At 28.1% G+C, this 20,345-nt stretch carries 17 protein-coding genes; 16 read left to right on the forward strand and 1 reads right to left on the reverse strand.

The features are described from left to right. Positions 1-12: 12 nt before the first annotated feature. From BN2087_RS06245 to BN2087_RS06310, 14 genes are all read left to right on the forward strand, one after another. The gene (locus BN2087_RS06245) at positions 13-1,344 is read left to right on the forward strand and encodes a Mur ligase family protein (RefSeq protein ID WP_049690968.1); all 1,332 of its coding nucleotides are present in this window, start codon (positions 13-15) and stop codon (positions 1,342-1,344) included. Next, positions 1,341-1,991, forward strand: coding sequence for a type 1 glutamine amidotransferase (locus BN2087_RS06250; RefSeq protein WP_049690969.1), 651 nt, complete (start codon positions 1,341-1,343; stop codon positions 1,989-1,991). Before BN2087_RS06245 ends, BN2087_RS06250 begins: the two co-directional genes overlap by 4 nt. A 102-nt stretch (positions 1,992-2,093) precedes the next feature. Further along, entirely contained in the window at positions 2,094-3,743 is a 1,650-nt protein-coding gene (locus tag BN2087_RS06255; RefSeq protein WP_049690970.1) for a formate--tetrahydrofolate ligase, read from the forward strand. Between the two features lie 9 nt (positions 3,744-3,752). Further along, positions 3,753-4,073: a YerC/YecD family TrpR-related protein gene (locus BN2087_RS06260; RefSeq protein ID WP_049690971.1), complete on the forward strand. Its 321-nt coding sequence runs from the start codon at positions 3,753-3,755 to the stop codon at positions 4,071-4,073. A gap of 154 nt (positions 4,074-4,227) precedes the next feature. Beyond that, complete coding sequence (locus tag BN2087_RS06265; protein WP_049690972.1) at positions 4,228-6,417, forward strand: ATP-dependent helicase; 2,190 nt, start codon at positions 4,228-4,230, stop codon at positions 6,415-6,417. Between the two features lies 1 nt (position 6,418). After that, complete coding sequence (ligA, locus tag BN2087_RS06270; protein ID WP_049690973.1) at positions 6,419-8,422, forward strand: NAD-dependent DNA ligase LigA; 2,004 nt, start codon at positions 6,419-6,421, stop codon at positions 8,420-8,422. Positions 8,423-8,424: 2 nt separating this feature from the next. Continuing rightward, on the forward strand, positions 8,425-8,703 hold the full coding sequence (gatC, locus tag BN2087_RS06275; RefSeq protein WP_049690974.1) for an Asp-tRNA(Asn)/Glu-tRNA(Gln) amidotransferase subunit GatC: 279 nt from the start codon (positions 8,425-8,427) through the stop codon (positions 8,701-8,703). Between the two features lie 9 nt (positions 8,704-8,712). Further along, positions 8,713-10,122: an Asp-tRNA(Asn)/Glu-tRNA(Gln) amidotransferase subunit GatA gene (gatA, locus tag BN2087_RS06280; RefSeq protein WP_049690975.1), complete on the forward strand. Its 1,410-nt coding sequence runs from the start codon at positions 8,713-8,715 to the stop codon at positions 10,120-10,122. Next, positions 10,112-11,533 carry an Asp-tRNA(Asn)/Glu-tRNA(Gln) amidotransferase subunit GatB gene (gene gatB, locus BN2087_RS06285; RefSeq protein ID WP_049690976.1) on the forward strand — a complete coding sequence of 474 codons (1,422 nt, stop codon included), beginning with the start codon at positions 10,112-10,114 and terminating at the stop codon, positions 11,531-11,533. Before gatA ends, gatB begins: the two co-directional genes overlap by 11 nt. Before the next feature lie 28 nt (positions 11,534-11,561). Continuing rightward, positions 11,562-12,839, forward strand: a complete 1,278-nt coding sequence (locus BN2087_RS06290) for an amidohydrolase (protein WP_049690977.1) — start codon at positions 11,562-11,564, stop codon at positions 12,837-12,839. Beyond that, positions 12,839-14,026, forward strand: coding sequence for an NAD(P)H-hydrate dehydratase (locus tag BN2087_RS06295; RefSeq protein ID WP_049690978.1), 1,188 nt, complete (start codon positions 12,839-12,841; stop codon positions 14,024-14,026). Before BN2087_RS06290 ends, BN2087_RS06295 begins: the two co-directional genes overlap by 1 nt. Position 14,027: 1 nt before the next feature. After that, complete coding sequence (gene alr, locus BN2087_RS06300) at positions 14,028-15,125, forward strand: alanine racemase (RefSeq protein ID WP_049690979.1); 1,098 nt, start codon at positions 14,028-14,030, stop codon at positions 15,123-15,125. Then, complete coding sequence (locus BN2087_RS06305; RefSeq protein ID WP_049690980.1) at positions 15,115-15,462, forward strand: type II toxin-antitoxin system PemK/MazF family toxin; 348 nt, start codon at positions 15,115-15,117, stop codon at positions 15,460-15,462. Before alr ends, BN2087_RS06305 begins: the two co-directional genes overlap by 11 nt. Positions 15,463-15,506: 44 nt before the next feature. After that, positions 15,507-16,421: a ComEC/Rec2 family competence protein gene (locus tag BN2087_RS06310; RefSeq protein WP_245190860.1), complete on the forward strand. Its 915-nt coding sequence runs from the start codon at positions 15,507-15,509 to the stop codon at positions 16,419-16,421. Here BN2087_RS06310 and murC read toward each other — a convergent pair. Beyond that, positions 16,355-17,743: a UDP-N-acetylmuramate--L-alanine ligase gene (gene murC, locus BN2087_RS06315; protein ID WP_049690981.1), complete on the reverse strand. Its 1,389-nt coding sequence runs from the start codon at positions 17,741-17,743 to the stop codon at positions 16,355-16,357. The two genes, BN2087_RS06310 and murC, sit on opposite strands and share 67 nt — an antisense overlap. A 154-nt stretch (positions 17,744-17,897) precedes the next feature. Here murC and rpiB point away from each other — a divergent pair, with 154 nt between their 5' ends. Next, positions 17,898-18,341, forward strand: a complete 444-nt coding sequence (gene rpiB, locus BN2087_RS06320) for a ribose 5-phosphate isomerase B (protein ID WP_049690982.1) — start codon at positions 17,898-17,900, stop codon at positions 18,339-18,341. Then, a complete protein-coding gene (tkt, locus tag BN2087_RS06325) occupies positions 18,341-20,335 on the forward strand; it encodes a transketolase (RefSeq protein ID WP_049690983.1) in 1,995 nt (664 codons plus the stop codon). Before rpiB ends, tkt begins: the two co-directional genes overlap by 1 nt. The last annotated feature ends 10 nt before the right edge of the window (positions 20,336-20,345 follow it).

Here is a 20,345-nt window from a genome sequence, read left to right on the forward strand (position 1 = left end):
TATAATTTTTTTATGAATATAAAAGATAAATTAATTATTAAAATTGCAAAGTTTAGTAAAATATTACTTAAAATGACAAATCATAAGGCTACAAGTTTGCCGGGAAAAATTGCTTATAATTTAGATAATGATATTTTGAGTGCCTTAAGTGAAAATACAAAATTTATTTTTGTGACTGGTACAAATGGAAAAACCATGACAACCCATTTTGTTACAAATATCTTAAGAAAGCATTATAAACATGTTTTTACTAATGATTCTGGTTCAAATATGATTCAAGGAATTATCACCGTTTTGTTAGATGTTCCAAAAAATGAAGATACAATTGCAGTCTTGGAGGTAGACGAGGCTAACCTAGTTAGAATAAGCAAGTTCTTAAAACCTGACTATGTTATTTTGACAAATATTTTTAGAGATCAAATGGATAGGTTTGGGGAAATTTATAATGTTTATAAAAAAATTATGGATGGACTTAAAAATTGCGAAGATGTAACAATAATAGCAAATGGAGACTTACCAATATTTTCTTATGAGGATTTAAAAGAATTTAATCCGATTTATTATGGAATTAGAGAAGAAAATAAAAATAATGATAAGTACGAAAAGGATGCTGAATTTAATAGTGATGGAATATTATGTCCAAAATGTAATTCAATTTTAAAATATAGATTGGTTAATTATTCTTCATTAGGTGATTTTTCATGTCCAAATTGTGATTTTCATTCTCCTGAACTTTCTTATAATATTAGCCAAATATTATCCATGGATGCTAATTTTTCAAAATTTATAGTAAATGGTGAAAAGTATGAAAGTCAAATTGGCGGATTTTATAATATATACAATGCCCTAAGTGCCATAGCTTTGGCAAAAGAATTAGAAATTCCATATGAAAAAATATTTGATGGTTTAAAATTTCAAGAGCACGTTTTTGGAAGGCAAGAAGTAATTAACATTGAAAATAAAGAATTAATTATAAATCTTGTTAAAAATCCAACAGGTTTAAATCAAATAATAAATCTTATGCTATTAGAAAACGAACCAATCAGTCTTTATTGTCTATTAAATGATAATTATGCTGATGGTACAGATGTATCTTGGATTTATGATTCTTATTATGAAAGATTAAAAAAATTAAATATAAAAAGCATAAAAGTTTCAGGTACAAGAAAGAAAGATATGAAAAGAAGGCTTGAAATTGCAGACATATTTGATGGAGAAATAAAAGAATTTGATTTTGAAAATGAAATTTTAGAAAATATAAAAAGTGAAGAAACTGAAAAAATTTATATACTTTCTACTTATACAGCTATGTTGAGGCTAAGGGAGGTTTTAAAACTTAAATGATTATAAACATATGCCATTTATATGGAAATTTGTTAAATACCTACGGTGATGTCGGAAATGTAATGGCCCTAAAATATTTTGCCGAAAAAAAAGGCCACCAAGTAAATCTTGATGTAATAAGTTTAGATGATAAATTTGATCCTGATAAATATGATTTTGTATTTTTTGGTGGCGGTCAAGATTATGAACAGTCTATTGTAGAAAAAGATTTGGAAAATAAAAAAGAAAGTATTAAAAAATATATTGAAAATAATGGACTTTTTCTTGCAATTTGTGGTGGTTTTCAACTTATGGGTCAATATTATTATGATGCTTATAATAAAAAAATAGAAGGCCTTAAAATTTTTGACTATTATACAAAAAATCAGGAAGATGGAAATAGGTTCGTTGGAAATATTGAAATAAAAGATTTGTCAAATGGTGAGATTTATCAGGGTTTTGAAAACCATGGGGGAGTTACTTATCTAAAAGATAAAAACCAAGCTTTTGCGAGTGTTATTTCAGGAAATGGAAATAATGGAGAGGATTTAACAGAAGGATTTAGATACAAAAATACTTTCGCTTCATATTTACACGGTCCCTTGCTTGCACGTAACGATAATTTGGCAAATACTTTCATAGAAATTATAGAAAATAAGAAAAGATAAATAAATATATTTTAATTCACTTTATTAAACTATTGCACTGAATGTGAAAAGTTGATATAATGTAAATGAAAAGCAAAACATATTGTAATTATAGGAGTTTAAATGAAAAAAGATATTGAGATTGCTAGAGAAGCTGAGATCAAAGATATTGACGAAATTGCCAATTATCTAAATATTACTGATTATGAAAAATATGGTAAATATAAGGCCAAGATTAATCCTGTATTTGACAAAAATAAGGATTCAAAACTTGTTTTAGTAACTGCAATTTCTCCTACACCATTTGGTGAAGGAAAAACTACAATGAACGTAGCCTTGTCAATGGGTTTGAATAAGCTTGGAAAAAAATCTATTTCTGTTTTAAGAGAGCCATCATTAGGACCATCTTTTGGTATAAAAGGGGGAGCATGTGGGGCAGGTTATTCCCAAGTTATTCCAATGGAAGATATAAATCTTCATTTAACTGGTGATTTTCATGCAATAACGAGCGCAGTTAATTTGGTTGCTGCTATGATTGATAATCATATCTATCAAGGAAATGAAAAAAACATAGATCTAAACAATATAGTTTGGAAAAGATGTGTGGATTTAAATGATAGAGCCCTAAGAGAAGTTGTTGTTGGTTTAGGTAAAAAGACAAACGGAATTGTAAGACAAGATGGTTTTGACATAACTGTTGCTACAGAAATGATGGCAGTATTTTGTCTAAGTAATGATTTATTTGATTTTAAGAAAAAAGTTTCAAAAATGATTGTTGCCTATGATATTGAAGGTAATGCTGTTACTGTAGATGATATAAAAGCAACAGGTCCTGTTTGTGTTTTGATGAAAGATGCGTTAAAACCAAATTTATGCCAAACATTAGAGAATACACCAGCAATAATTCACGGCGGACCATTTGCAAATATAGCCCATGGTTGTAACTCAATTATAGCCACAAAAACAGCCCTTTCTTTATCAGATTTTGCCGTAACAGAAGCAGGCTTCGGTGCAGATCTAGGTGCTGAAAAATTCTACGATATTAAATGTAGAAAAGCAGACTTAAAACCAAATATGACAGTAGTTGTTGCAACTATAAGGGCTTTGAAATATCATGGAGGTCAAGATTTAAAAAATATTGACCAAGAAAATGTTGAAAGTCTTAAAAAAGGATTTAAAAATTTAAAAATTCATTTAGAAAATTTAAAGAAATTTTCAAAAAATATTGTTGTGGCAATAAATAAATTTGACCAAGATACAGAAAAAGAATTAAAAACTTTGGAAAAACTTGTAGAAGACCTATCATTAAAAGCTTTTGAATGTGATGTATATCACAAAGGATCAGAAGGATGCCTTGATATTTGTAAATATATTATAGAAAAAAGCCAAGAAGAAAATAATTTCAAAGTTTTATATGATGAAAATCTTCATATAAAAGAGAAAATTGAAGTTATTGCCAAAGAAATTTATAGGGCAAGTGGAGTTAAATATTCTAAAAAGGCCTTAAATGAAATTAAAAGAATAAATGATTTAAATTCAAATAATTTACCAATATGTATTGCAAAAACTCAATATTCACTATCAGATGATCCGAAAAATTTAAATCCAGATAGCGAATATGAGATTACAATTAATGATATTAAACTAAATCAAGGTGCAGGCTTCATTGTAGCCCTAACTCAAAATATTTTAACTATGCCAGGACTTCCAAAAAGACCTGCAGCATATGATATAGATATTGACGAAAATGGAAATATCATTGGATTATTTTAGGAGAAGAAAATGACAGATTCAAAATTACAAAGCAAAGAATTAGATGAATTTTTTGACGCTATATTGATGTTAAAAGATAGAGACGAGTGTTACAATTTTTTTGAAGATGCTTGCACAGCAAGAGAGCTTCAATCAATTTCACAAAGATTGCAAGTTGCAAAATTATTAAAAATTAGAAAAACATATAGCGAAATTGAAGAGCAAACAGGAGCATCAACAGCAACTATTTCAAGAGTAAATAGGTCCTTGCATTACGGAAGCGATGGTTATGATTTAGTTCTTGAAAAATTAATTGCAAATAATCTAAAAGAAGAGAAAAATAAAAAATAAATTTAAAATTAAAACGAATTTATCTATTAAGATAGGTTCGTTTTTCTTTTTAAATTTTTTAAAAAAATATCGAAAGAAAAAATATAAATTCATTTCAAATCTTAGATTAGTCGAACTCTTATGGTATAATTATAAGGATGAAAGGATGTGAAGAATGGACTTATCTAATTTAAATGATAAACAAAAAGAGGCAGTGTTACATGACAAAGGTCCCCTTCTTGTTGTAGCGGGAGCTGGAAGTGGAAAAACCAGAGTCTTAACTACAAGTATTGCATATTTGATTAAGGAAAAAAATGTAAATCCTGTTAATATTTTGGCTATTACTTTTACTAATAAGGCTGCTAATGAAATGAAAGAAAGAATATCAGATCTTTTAGATGAAGATGTTTCTCACTTGTGGATTGGTACTTTTCACTCTATTTGTGCAAGAATTTTAAGAATGAATATTAATAAAATTGGATATGACAATAATTTCACTATTTATGATACAAATGATCAAAAAACTTTGGTAAAAGAAATTATAAACGATTTTAATTACAAAGATGATATAAGTCCAAAAGAGGCCTTAAATGTTATAAGTTTTTGTAAAAACAAATCAATAAGTCCTAAAGAATTTTTAAATATAAATACATTTTATGCTAAGCAAGAAGAATATTATAATATTTACAATAATTATGAGAAGAAAAAATTTGAATATAATTCTCTAGATTTTGATGATTTAATATTAAAAACCCTAGATTTGTTTGCGACAGATTCTTATACTTTGAAATATTATCAGAATAAATTTGAATATATTTATGTAGATGAGTATCAAGATATAAACAAAAGTCAGTATGAATTAATTAAATTTATTGGAAAAGCTCACAATAACGTGAGAGTAGTTGGTGATGCTGACCAATCAATTTATAGTTTTAGGGGTGCAGATATTAATAATATTTTGGATTTTGAAAAAGATTTTAAGGATGCAAAGACCATAAAACTTGAAGAAAATTATAGGTCAACTTCTAATATCATTAATGTTGCCAATAAATTGATTAAAAACAATACTGAAAGAAAAGATAAAAATCTTTGGACAACAAAAAATGATGGCTCAGAAGTTTTATATAAAAAGTCATCCGTTGAATCCGAAGAGGGGAAATTTGTAATAGATGAAATTAATTCTTTATTAAACGATGGCTATAAGCTAAAAGATATGGCGATTTTATATAGGATGAATGCTCAATCAAGAGTTTTTGAAGAATATCTTATGAAAAATCTTCTCGATTATAAGGTAGTAGGTGGACTTAAGTTTTATGATAGAAAAGAAATAAAAGATCTTGTCTCCTACCTAAAAGTTTTGGTAAATCCAAAAGATGATATTAGTTTGAAAAGAATTATTAATGAACCTAAAAAAGGAATTGGCAATAAAACAGTAGAAAACTTAGAAAAAGAAGCTAGTAAATTAGGATTTTCATTAACAGAGCTTGTTTGTGATCCGTCTTTATTTTCTACTCTTCCTACAAAATTAAAAAGTGCCTGCGAAAAATTTTATAATCCATTGGCAGAAATTTTTGATAATTACAGGGATTATGACATTGTGGAATTGATAGAAGAGATACTTGATAAGAGTGGATACATAAAATCCTTGGAAGAATCTTATTCTGTAGAAAACAGGTCAAGGATTGACAATTTAAATGAATTTATATCCTCAGCCTCAGAATACCAATCAAATAATCCAGAGGATAATATTCACGATTATTTAGAAAATTTATCACTCTTATCAGATTTGGATAAAACTGAAGATAGTGATGACTCAATTTCACTTATGACTATTCACTCTGCAAAGGGACTTGAATTTAAGGTATGTTTTGTTGTTGGTATGGATGATGGATTATTCCCCTCAAAAAGATCTATTGATGAAGGAAATATTGAAGAAGAAAGAAGACTTTGCTATGTTGCAATAACAAGGGCTATGGAGAAATTATATCTTTCTAGCGCAGAAATTAGAAGGCAATTTGGCCAAGCTGTCTATTATAAACCTTCAAGATTTTTAAATGAAATTGAATCTTCAATAAAAAAAATAGACCAAGACAAAACACCTGCTTACTCGCCTTATGTAAAAATGAAAAGCAATGAATCCTATATGAGAGAAAAAGCAAGAGAAAGTGTCTTAAAGAAAAATACTGTTAAAGAATCATCAAAAGAAGAATTTCAAATTGGTGATAAAATTATTCATACAAAATGGGGGCAAGGCATGATAGTTCAAATAAAAAAATCACATGATGGAAATGAACTTGTAGTAGCATTTGATAAAAAAGGTTTAAAAAAGCTAAACCAAGATTATGCCCCAATAAAAAGGATTTAAGATGGATAAGAAAGATAAGATTAAAATAGATGAACTGATTGATAAAATTAATGACTTAAATTATCATTATTACACTTTGGATGAGCCAATAGTTTCTGATGGTGAATATGATAAGTTATATGATGAGCTTAGAAATCTTGAAAATAAAACTGGATATATAAATGAATTTTCTCCAACCCAAAGGATCGGTGGAACAATTTTAGATAAGTTTGAAAAGCACTTCCATATTTCGAGATTATATTCTCAAGATAAGTCTCAAAATATTGATCAGCTTAGAGATTGGGTTATAAGGATAGAAAAACTTCGTGATCAATACAACGAAACACACGATGAAAAACTTGATAAATTAGAATTTATTACAGAATATAAGTTTGATGGTTTAACTATTAATTTGACCTATGATAATGGAATATTACAAACTGCATCAACAAGAGGAAATGGAATAGTTGGAGAAGATGTAACCAAACAAGTTTTAACAATTCCTACAATTCCTACAAAAATTAAAGAAAAGTCTTTAATTGAAATCCAAGGTGAGGCAGTAATGCCCTTATCAAGTTTAAAAAAATACAATGAAGAAAATGAAATTCCATTAAAAAACGCAAGAAACGCTGCAGCTGGAGCGATTAGAAATCTTGATACAAGTCAAACGAAAAAGAGAAATTTAAAGGCTTATTTTTATCAAATTTCAACCAACAGTCTTGATTTTAAAACTGAAGAAGAAAAGTTGGAATTTTTAAAAGATCAAAAATTACCAGTCTATCCATACAAAAAAGTAATAAGAAAATTTGACGATATAGTAAAAGAAATAGATTTTATAAAAGAAGAAAGACACCATATAGATGTTTTGACAGACGGTGTAGTTATAAAAGTAAATGATGTAAAAACTCAAGAAGTTTTAGGTTATACAAATAAATTTCCTAGATGGTCAATAGCTTATAAATATGAAGCAGAAGAATATACAACAAAGCTTTTAGATGTGAGTTGGAATGTTGGAAGAACAGGTAAAGTAACCCCATCTGCAATTCTTGAACCTGTAGATTTTTCTGGAGTAACTGTAAGAAGAGCTACTTTAAATAATTACGATGATATTTTAAGAAAAAAAGTAAGAATTGGGTCAAAAGTATTTATAAGAAGGTCAAATGATGTGATTCCTGAAATTCTTGGTGTTGTAGATGAAAACCAAGAAAATACTGTAGAAATTAAAAAGCCAACAAAGTGTCCTTATTGTCACAGCGAATTAATAGAGGGAAATGTTCATATATATTGTCCAAATTCAATATCTTGTACGCCCCAACTAATGGCTAGGATGGTTCATTTTGCATCAAGAGATGCTATGGATATAGAAGGTTTATCAGAAAAAACTGTGGAATTATTTATTAATAAGCTTGGTATTAAAGAAATTTATGATTTGTATGATTTAAAATATGAAGATTTAATAAATTTGGAGTCATTCAAGGATAAAAAAACCAACAATTTATTAAGTGCAATTGAAAATAGCAAAAATTGTGAACTAAATCATTTTATATATGCAATTGGAATTCCAAATGTTGGAGTAAAAACCGCAATAGATTTACAGGAAAAATTTAAAAGTTTGGAAAATTTAAGAAATGCAAAAGAAGACGACTTAATTGAAGTTGAAGATATTGGTGAAAAAACTTCTCATGACATAGTTGAATTTTTCCACGATCCTAATATAAAAGATTCTATTGATAAACTTTTAGAAAAGGGAATTATTATTAAAAAAACTGAAGAAAAAAATACAAGTAATTCTTTAGTTGGGATGAAGATTGTTATTACAGGAAGTATTGAAAATTATAAGAGAAATGATATAAAAAAATTGATTTTAGATCATAATGGAGATGTTACATCATCTGTTTCAAAAAATACTGACCTTGTTTTGTGCGGAGAAAAACCTGGAAGCAAAAAAGATAAGGCAGACCAATTAGGTATTAAAGTTTTAGAAAATGATGATTTATACGAATTTATAAAAAAATTAGAGGAGTAATTATGGATAAAAGTGAAGTTACAAGGATTTATCGACTAGCAAATCTTGATTTATCCAACCAAGATATAGACAAAATTTCCGATAAATACAATACAATTTTAGACTTTATAGACCACATATTTGATGTGGATTGCGAAAATGTTAAAATGACAGAAATGTTAGATAATCATGATGCGATTTTAAGAGACGATGTTGTTGGAAAATCTCTAGATAGAGTTGATGCTCTTAAAAATGCAAAAGATACTGAATATGGTTATTTTAGGTTGGATTGGAAACTTTAAGGAGTAAATATGGATATTCAAAATACTATAAATAAATTTAAAAATAAAGAAATTTCAGTCTACGAAAATACAAAAAATGTTTTAGATAAAATTAAAAATGATGAATTTAATGCTTATATTTCTTTTAATGAAGATGATAGTTTAGAAAGAGCAAAATATTTAGATGAAAAATTAAAAAACGGTGAAGAGTTAGGAAAATTATTTGGTATTCCTGTAAGTGTAAAAGATAATATTTCTTACAAAAGTATGAAATTAACATGTGCATCAAAAATGCTTGAGGATTTTGAACCTGTTTATAACGCTACAGTTATAGAAAATTTATTAAAAGAAGATGCAATTATAATTGCAAAAACTAATATGGATGAATTTGCTATGGGAGGATCTGGAGAAACTTCATATTTTGGACCAATTAAAAATCCTCTAGATCAAAATTTAATTCCAGGTGGATCTTCATCAGGTTCTGCAGTTAGTGTCGCAAAAGGTGATGTATTAGTTTCACTTGGAACAGATACTGGTGGATCTGTAAGACAACCTGCAAGCTATTGTAATATTATTGGTTACAAACCAACTTATTCTCTTATGAGTAGGTACGGCGTTGTTTCAATGGCAAATAGCCTTGATCAAGTTTCATTGTTTGCAAAAAATGTAAGTGATTTAAGAGAACTTGCCTCTGCCACTCAAAGCCCGGATAAATTTGATATGACAGCATCTCTTGATTATTATAATTATGAAAAAGAAAATTATGATTTTTCTGGTAAAAAAATTGCTGTTATTAAAAATGAAAATAATGTATATAATTTAGAAAAAGAAGTAGAAGACGATTATAAAAAAGCAATAGAAATTTTAAAATGTATGGGTGCTAAAATTTGTCCAATAGATTTAAAATATTCTAAATATGCAAATGAAGTTTATAATGTTGTAATGAGTTCAGAAGTTTCAAGCAATTTGTCAAGATTTGATGGAATTAGGTATGGTCATCAAACTGACGAATATAAAAATGTTGAAGAATTATTTATTAAAAATAGGTCAGAAGGATTCGGAGAAAATGTTCAAAGAAGAATAGCACTTGGAACTATGTATTTATCAAGTGAAGATGATCAAAGAATTTACAAGCAAGGACTAAAATTAAGAACATTAATAGTTGAAGAATTTAAAGAAATATTTAAAAATTATGATTTATTAATTACTCCAACAACAGTAGATCTTCCATCAAAATTAGGTATCTATACTGATGATCCTTTAAAGGATTTTACATCAGATATTTTTAATGTGTGTGTAAACTTAACAGGATCATGTGGAATATCTATTCCAGTTAGAAAAGGAATATCAGGAAGTATTCAAATTATTGGAGATAGATTTAAAGATAATGATATAATAAATGCTTGCGAAACTTTCGAAAGGAAAAGAAATGAAAACTAGAACTATTATAGGATTAGAAATTCACGTTGAATTATCTACAAAAACAAAAATGTTTTGTTCCTGTAAAAATGAATTTGGAGCTGTACCAAACACAAATACTTGTCCAATCTGTTTAGGTCATCCAGGAACTTTACCTTTAATAAACAAAGAAGCTGTAAGATATGCAATAAAAGCTGGTCTTGCTTTTGATTGTGATATAAGAGAATCTATGAAAATGGATAGGAAAAAATATTTTTATCCAGACCTTGTGAAGGGATACCAAATAACTCAACAAGACGAACCATATGCAGTGGGTGGTCATATTATATTAAGTGATGGGGACGAAATAAGATTGAATTCAATTCACATGGAAGAAGATACTGCAAAGTCAAACCACGATGAAAATAATAACACCCTTATGGATTACAATAGGGCAGGACTTCCTCTAATTGAAATTGTAACAGAACCAGATTTAAAATCTGCAAAACAAGCAAGAGAATTTGTTGAAAAATTAGCTCAAACTTTAAGATTTTTGGATGTTTCTGATTGTATAATGGCAGAAGGACAAATGCGTTGTGATGTAAATATAAATCTTGAAAATCTTGAAAATGGTGAAAGAACTGCAATTTCTGAAATTAAAAATCTAAATTCAATTAAGGCTATTGAAGATGCTCTTTTATTTGAAACTGATAGACACAAAAAAATGCTTGAAAACGGAGAAGAATCTGTAAAAGAAACTAGAAGATGGGATGATGATTCTCAAACTACAATTTCAATGAGAACAAAAGAAACTGCTAATGATTATAGGTTTTCGATTGAAGCAGATATACCAAGAATTGAATTAAGCAAAGAATTTATTAATGAAATAAAAGATAATTTACCAGAATTGCCTGAGGCAAAAGCAAAAAGGTATATGGATGAATACAAACTTTCAGATTATGATGCAGGACTTTTATCAAATGATAGAAAACTTGCAAATCTATTTGAAAAGACAAATGATATAGTAAAAAAACCTAAGGAAGTTTCAAATTGGATTTTAACAGAGCTTTCAAGACGTTTAAATGAAAGTGAAATTGAGGCTGATCAAATGAATTTGTCTGTAGAAAATTTTGCGAAATTAATAAATTTAGTTTCATCAAATAAAATTAATAACAATGTTGGTAAAAAACTTTTAAGAGAAATTTTTGAATCAAATGAAAATCCAGAAAAACTTGCTAAAGAAAGAAACCTTCTTCAAATTAACGATGAAAGTTTCTTAGAAGATGTAGTAAAAGAAGTTTTAAGTGAAAATTCCCAATCTGTTGAAGATATTAAAAATGGAAAAGACAGGGCCTTTGGATTTTTGGTTGGTCAATGTATGAAAAAAACCAAGGGTAAGGCTAATCCTCAACAAGTAAATGCCTTATTGAAAGAAAGAATAGGAGAGATGTAAGAGCTGGCTTTGGCCGCTCTTATTTGTTATGAATATACTTATAGAAAATGTAAAAATTTTAACCATGGCAGATGGTGAAGAAATTAAAAATGCAAATATTTATATTGAAAATGACAAGATAAGAAAGATTACAAAAGAAAAACTAGATTTTACTTATGATAAAAAAATAGATGGAAGAAACTTTCTGGCTTTGCCGGGCTTTGTAAATGCTCACACTCATGTGGGAATGAGTTTATTTAGAAATTTTAGTGATGATGTAGAATTAATGACCTGGCTCAATGAAAAAATTTGGCCTTTGGAAGATAAATTGACGGCAGAAGATGTTTTTTGGGCTTCACTTTTATCTCAAGCTGAAATGATTATGACAGGAACAACAACTTTTGCTGATATGTATTATTTCGAAGATCAAACAATAAAAGCCTTAGAAAAATCAAAAATGAGAGCACAAATTTCAAGAGGACTTACGCTTGAAGATAAAGAAAATGCAAAAATCAAAGAAAATATTGATCTTTTTAAAAAATACGAAAATAGTCAAGATGGAAGAATAAATATAGCCTTTGGACCTCACGCAGTTTATACAACAGATAAAAACTATTTAAAGGAAATAAATAAATACGCAAAAAAATATAAGATGCCAATCCATATTCATCTTTCAGAAACAAAAGTTGAAAATGACGATTGTATGAAAAGATTTAATCAAAGCCCTACGGAAGTTTTTGAAGAATGTGGAATTTTTGAAAATAAAACAATAGCTGCTCATGGAGTCCACCTATCAGAAAAAGATCTTGAAATCTTATTAAAATATGACGTTAGCATAGCTCATAATCCATCAAGCAACCTAAAATTATCTTCTGGTTTTCTTGATTGTACAAGAATAATTAATAAGGGAATAAACCTTTGTATGGGAACTGATTCATCAGCAAGTAATAACAATTTATCAATGTTAAAGGAAATTTCTTTAACTTCCGTAGTTTCAAAATTCAAAGATCCAAAAAATTTAAAAGCATATGAGATTTTAAAAATGGCAACTATAAATGGGGCAAAGGCTCTAGGCCTTGATGATAAAATTGGAACTTTAGAAGAAGGAAAATTAGCAGATATTATATTAATTGATTTAGATAATCCTAACCATACTCCACAAAATAATCTTATATCTTCCTTGTGCTATTCAACATTTGATACAGACGTATCCTATGTAATAATTAATGGTGATCTTGTTTATGAAAATAAAAAATTTACTTATCTCGATTTAGATGAAATATTAAAAAAATCAGAAAAATCATTTGAAAATTTAAGGAAAAGATAATGATTGGTATTGACATAGTAGATATTAAAAAATTTAAAAATAAATTAGAAAAAAAAGATTTTGCGAGTAAAATATTTACTGATAATGAATTTCATTATTCTAAGTCAAAAGCAAATTCCTTACAAACTTTTGCTGGCATTTTTGCTGGCAAAGAGGCTATAATTAAAGCTTACAACTTTAATTTAGCTTACATATTAAGAAAAAAAATTGAAATTAAACATATAGATAATAAGCCTATAGTTTTTATTAATGGAGAAAAAACTATGGCAGAACTTAGCATAAGTCATGATGGAAATTATGCTATAGCAGTTTGCGAAAAAAATAAAGCAAATTTAAAAATAAACAAGGATATTAAAAAATTAATAAAAAATAGGCCAAGTAATTCTCATAAAGGAGATTTTGGAAAAGTTGCAGTAATTGGTGGAAAAAAAGGAATGGCTGGATCTGTTTTTTTATCTTCAAGCGCATCTTTAAGATCTGGTGCAGGTCTTTCTTATGTAATTTGTCCATCATCTATTTCAAACATTTTACAAATAAAGTCTACGGAATGTATAATAGAGGAAATAGCTTGCGATTATTTTTATTATGAAAAAGAAATTGCAGAAAAAATTTTATCTTTAATAAAAAATAAGGATGCTCTAGCTATTGGTCCTGGTATGGGCAAGGGTGAAAATCTTGATAAATTAATAAAAATAATTTTAGATAATTTTGATAAAAACATTGTAATAGATGCAGATGGAATAAATGCATTAAAAGAAAATATTGATATAATTGATAAAAAAAATAATCTTGTACTTACTCCACACGAGATGGAATTTTCTAGAATTTCAAATTTACCTTTATATTTTATAAAAAATAATAGAGAAAAAGTATCAAAAGATTTTGCAAAAAAACACAATATTGTTTTGGTTTTAAAAGGTAAAAACACCATTGTTACTGATGGATATAAACTTTACATAAATAATTCTGGAAATAGTGGTATGGCGACAGCAGGTAGTGGCGATGTTTTAACCGGAATAATACTTGCTAATTTATCAAATATGAAAGCCTTTGATGCAGCTGTTTTATCAGTTTATATTCATGGACTTGCTGGAGATATTTATGCATCAAAAAATTGTGAGGATTCATTAATTGCAAGTGACATTATTAAAAATTTACCCAAGGCCTATAAATTAATTAGGAGTTAATATGGAAGAAAATTACTTATTAGTAGATTTAGAAAAAATCTTGAATAATATAAAATCAATAAAAAAGAGAGCTCAAAAATCAAAATTTTGTGCAGTATTAAAAGCAGATGCCTATGGACTTGGATCTTTAGAAGTAGCAAATTACATAAAAAATTATATAGATTATATAGCCGTTGCTCAATTTAAAGAAGCTAAATATTTAAGGGAAAATGGAATTAAAACACCTATCCTTATCTTAGGTTATTTGCCTTTGGATAAGTACAAAGAATGTTCAAAACTTGGAATAGATGTTGTAATTTATGATCTTGATTATGCAAAAAAAATTAATGAAAGCTTAAATGAAAAAATAAATTGCCATATAGGCCTTGATACAGGTCATACAAGAATTGGTTTTAGAGATTTTGAAATAGAAAAAATAAAAAAATTAAAAGATTTAGAAAATCTTAATTTTATTGGGGCTTTTTCTCATTTTGCTACAGCAGATGAGAAAGATTTAACTTATACAAAAGAACAATATAAAAAATTTACATATATAATAGATCAAATTAAAGATGATTTTGATTTAAATTTAGTTCACATAGCTAACTCAGCAGCATCAATGGAGTATGATTTTAAATCTGATTTGTTGAGAGTTGGAATTTCTTTGTATGGAATTTATCCATCTGACTATATTAAAGAAATTTCTAAAATTAAATTAGAACAAGCTTTTGAATTCAAAGCTCAAATATCTTTTGTAAAAAATGTGGAGAAAGGAACAAGTATTTCTTATGGAAGAACTTTTGTAGCTGAAAAGGAAATGAAAGTTGCAACAGTTGCTGTTGGATATGCTGATGGATTTAAAAGATCATTTTCAAATATTGGGGAAGTTTTGGTAAATGGAAAATTAGCGAGGGTTGTTGGAAGAGTTTGTATGGACCAAATGATGATAGATGTAAGTGATATTGACTGCGAAATTGGCGATTATGTTACTCTTTATCCTGATATTTATAAGGAAGCAAAAAAAATAAATACAATCCCTTATGAACTTATGACTTCTATTTCTAAAAGGGTTCCAAGAATATATAAATCTAAACTTTTAGGAGAAAATGATGAAGGTTAAAAGAGGGGATTTGTTTTACGCAGACCTTTCTCCAGTTGTTGGTAGCGAGCAGGGTGGAGTAAGACCTGTTATTGTTGTTCAAAATGATATGGGAAACAAATATTCTCCAACTATAATTGTTGTTCCGGTTACTAGTCAATTAAAAAAATCTAAACTTCCAACTCACGTTTCATTAAGTGCAAATGAATTTGGCCTACCAAAAAATAGCGTTGCTCTCCTTGAACAATTAAGAACAATTGATAAAAGAAGACTAAGAGATAAGTTGGGATCTTTTGACAAATCTGTTATGTTAAAAATTGATGCAGCAATAGCAATTTCTGTAGGTATTGATTATTGAAAATAAAATTTAAAAATTTATTAATCACAATATTATTTTCTATTTTGATTTTTTTACTTATAAATACAAAAGAAAGTACATATGAAAATTTAGATGAGTTAGAAATTAACTACATTGATGTAGGTCAGGGTAATGCAGTTTTTGTAAGAAATAAAGATAAAAGTTTACTTATTGATGGTGGAAATAGGTCAAGTAGTAGCTACTATTACAATTTTATAAAAAATAAAAATCTAAAAAAAATTGATTATATGATTGCAAGCCATTATGATGAAGATCATATTTCTGGATTGATTTCTATTCTTGAAAATTTTGAGGTTATAAATGTTTTAGCTCCAGCTTATAAAAAGGAAACTAAAATTTATAATTCTTTTAAAAGAAGTTTATCAAATTCAAATGCGAAGGTAATTAATCCCAAACAGGGAGATAAATTTTATTTAGGAGATGCAAAGGTAGAGATATTTTGGCCAAAAGCTTATAAAAATGGCGTAGATAATGATAATTCTATAGTGGTAAAAATTTCCTATGGTAATATGTCGTTTATGTTTCCAGCAGATGCTAGCAAAAATGTTGAAGACCAATTGATTTATTCAGGATATAATTTAAAAAGTGATGTTTTGATGTTAGGTCATCATGGTAGTAAATATTCAACTTCAAAAGAATTTTTAAAAGAAGTTAATCCAAAACTTGCCATTATTTCTGTTGGGAAAAACAATAGGTATAAGCACCCTTCAACTGAAGTTTTAAAATTATTAAATAAGGAAAATATAAAAATTTTAAGAACGGACCTTGATGGGAATATAACAATAAAATGTGATGGAAATAAAATAAAAATAAATACAAAAAAAAGCAAGTCTAGAAAATCTTATCGATTTTCAAAACTTGCTTTTTATTTTTACATAACTCCAGCAATCATTTTTGCTAAATTATCAGAATCTCCACTTCCTGTAACTATAACTTGATCATCTTTTTTGATATCTGTTAATATATATTCCTTTACCTTTTCAAAAGTTGGAATATATTTAGCATTTTTACCAGTTTTTACTAAAGCATCAACAACGTCTTTACTTGAAATACTAGGGTCAAAAGCTTCACGAGCTGCAAAAATATCTGTAATAATTACTTCATCTGCATCATCAAAACATTCAACAAATTCATTAAATAATCTTTTTGTTCTTGTGTAGGTGTGAGGTTGCCATACACAAATTAATCTACCTTTAGTATGCTCAGCTAAGGCATTTAAATTCACTTTAATTTCAGAAGGATGGTGACCATAATCTAAAATAATATTACAATCATTAACATTTCCAATTAATTGCATTCTTCTTTCAAGTCCAGTATAAGCTTGGATACATTTTTTTATTGTTTCAATATCAACTCCTGTTTCAAGTGTTGCAATAATTGCTGCACAAGCATTATTTATATTATGTCTTCCCAAAATTGATAATTCAAAATGTTCTGTTTGTCCATTTTTCATTAATAAATCAAATCTTGGTTTACCATCTTTGTCAAAACTTATATTTGTTGCATTGTAATCAGCTTCAGGGTTATTTTGACCATAGGTAATCAATTCACCTTGAACTGCATCAATAACCAATTTATTATTCTCTTCATTTAAGTTTAAAATTGTTTTAGAATCTTTGCTTTGATTTCTCAAATAAAATTTAAAAGTTTCAATTATATCATTTATGTCTTTGTAATAATCAAGATGATCTTCATCAATATTTAAAATAATTCCAATTGATGGGTAATAATACCTAATATTTCCCTTGTATTCACAAGCTTCTGTTACTAATATGTCCTTATCACCAACATGAACATTTCCCTCAATTTCATCAAGATCTCCGCCTAATAAAATAGTAGGATTTTTTGTAGAATTCATAAGAATTTTAGAAATCATACTTGTTGTGGTACTTTTTCCGTGAGAACCAGAAATTGCTATTGAATTTTTGTAATTTTTCATCAAACTTCCTAAGAAAACACCACGAGTAACTACAGGTACTCCCAATTTTCTTGCAGCAATTAATTCTTCATTATCATCAGAAATTGCATCTGTGTAGATAACTAAGTCTGGATTTTTTATATTTTCTTTTTTTTGTCCTATTACATATTTAATCCCATTTTTATCTAAATGTTTACTTGTTTCAGAAATTGAAAGGTCAGAACCTGTAACATTATAACCATTATTACTTAATAAAATGGCAATTCCACTCATTGATATGCCACCAATTCCTATCATATGTATATTTTTGTATTTATGATCATTTATATTAAATTCGAACATTTATGCTCCTTTGTTTTTATTTTTTCGCCTATACATTATACCATAAAAGTCGAAACTTAACCATTTTTAAAAATTTTCAAAAAAAGGACTAAATTGACAGTAAACTTATAAAATGATAATCTTTATTTAGAAGTAAATAGTTAGAGAGGTTATAATGAAGTATATAATAGGAAACGATCATGGTGGAATAGATTTAGTTGATAGTGTTGAAGAAAAATTATTGGAACTTGGTCATGAAGTTGAAAAAGTTGGAACTTTTACAAAAGATTCTTGCGATTATACAGATTTTGCAAAAATTGCATGCGAAAAAGTTTTAAATAAAGAAGCTGATTTTGCTATTTTAATTTGTGGAACAGGAATTGGTATGAGCCTTGCTGCAAATAAATTTAAAGGAATTAGAGCAGCTTGCCTATCTGATGTATATTCTGCAAAAATGTGTAGAGCTCACAACAACAGTAATGTTTTGTGTATAGGATCAAGAGTTATTGGTTCTGAAGTTGCAAAAATGATTGTTGAAGTTTTTTCAAAAACTGAATTTGAAGGTGGTCGCCATCTTAAAAGAATTAATAAATTAAAAGAAATTGAGGAGAATAATTAATGTTTGATCAAAGAGATTTAAAAGCTGTAAATGCAATAAGATGTTTATCAGTAGCACAAATTGAAAAAGCTAACAGTGGTCATCCTGGTCTTCCAATGGGAGCAAGTCCGATGGCCTATGTTTTATGGAATAAAATTTTAAATGTTAATCCAAAAAAAAGTAATTGGCACAATAGAGATAGGTTTGTTCTATCAGCAGGCCATGGTTCTGCTATGCTTTATTCATTATTACACCTATCAGGCTATGATTTAAGCATTGAAGATTTGAAAAATTTCAGACAAATCGGTTCAAAAACACCGGGCCATCCTGAAAGAAAACACACAGATGGAATAGAAGTAACAACTGGACCTTTGGGCCAAGGAATTGCAAATGCAGTTGGTTTTGCAATAGCAGAAAAACACCTTGCTGCAATGTATAATAAGGAGGATTTAAATATTGTTGATCATTATACTTATGCAATTTGTGGTGATGGAGATTTAATGGAAGGAATTTCCTATGAATCTATGTCACTAGCTGGTCATTTGAATTTGAATAAATTAATTATTTTGCACGATTCAAATGATATTTGTCTTGATGGTAATCTAAATACATCATTTTCTGAAAATATTGAACAAAGAGTAAAAGCTCAAAATTGGAATTACATTAAAGTTTCTGATGGAAATAATCTTGAAGAAATATATAAGGCAATAATAAAAGCTAAAGAAAACAAAAACGGACCAACTTTTATAGAAGTTAAAACAGTTATTGGCTTTGGATCAAAAAATCAAGGAACAAACAAGGTTCATGGTGCACCAATAGGAAAAGAAGATTTTGCAGCAGTAAAAAAAGCCTACAATTGGGAATATGAAGATTTTGAAATTTCTGATGATGTTTATGATGTATTTAATGAAAATATTGTAAAAAACGGACAAAAATCATATGAGAAATGGGAAAATATTCTAAATTCATACAAGGAAAAATATCCAGAAGATTATAAAGATTATGTTGATGGATTTGAAAGAAAATTGCCAGAAAATTGGATTGATCAAGTTAAAAAATATTCTTCAAATGATGAAGGCCTTGCAACTCGTGCATCAAGTGGAGAAATCATCCAAGATTTAGCAAAAATTACTAAGAATTTCTGGGGTGGAAGCGCAGATTTATTTTCTTCAAACAAAACCAATATAAAAGATAGTGAGAGATTTTCTGATGAAAATCCACAAGGTAGAAATGTTTGGTATGGAGTTAGAGAATTTGCTATGAGTGTAATTGCAAATGCAATTGTAGCACACGGGGGAACTTTCCACCACGTTTCAACATTTTTTGTATTTTCAGATTATCTAAAAGCAGGACTTAGAGTTTCAGCTCTTTCACAAATTCCAGTTACTTACGTATTTACTCATGATTCAGTAGCTGTAGGAGAAGATGGTCCAACTCACCAACCAATTGAACAATTGGCTATGATAAGATCAATTCCAAATGCAATTATGCTTAGACCTGCAGATGCAAATGAGGTAAGACTTTCTTGGAAAATAGCTTTGGAAAGCAAAGATTCTCCAGTTGTAATAGCTCTCACTCGACAAGGAGTAAAAAATCTTAAAGGAACTGAAAATTTATCAGATATTTCAAAAGGTGCTTATATAATTGAAGATTCTGATAAAAAAATCCCAGATGGTATATTAATCGCAACAGGAAGTGAAGTAGAACTTGCAATAGATACAAAGAATGAGTTAAAGAAATCTAATATTGATGTTAGAGTTGTATCAATGCCATCAATGGAATTATTTAGAAAACAAGATCAAGATTACAAAGAAAAAATCCTACCAGAAAATATTAAAAATAGAGTTTCAATTGAAATGGGAACATCTTTTGGATGGAGTGAATTTACTGGAAATAACGGAATAAATATTTCAATAGATAGGTTTGGAATTTCTGGAAACTTTAAAGATGTAAAAGAAGAATTAGGATTTACAAAAGAAGAAATTGCAAAAAAATATATAAAAAGATTTAATTAATTTTAAATGG

This window comes from Anaerococcus jeddahensis (assembly GCF_001182725.1).
Classification (GTDB): domain Bacteria; phylum Bacillota; class Clostridia; order Tissierellales; family Peptoniphilaceae; genus Anaerococcus; species Anaerococcus jeddahensis.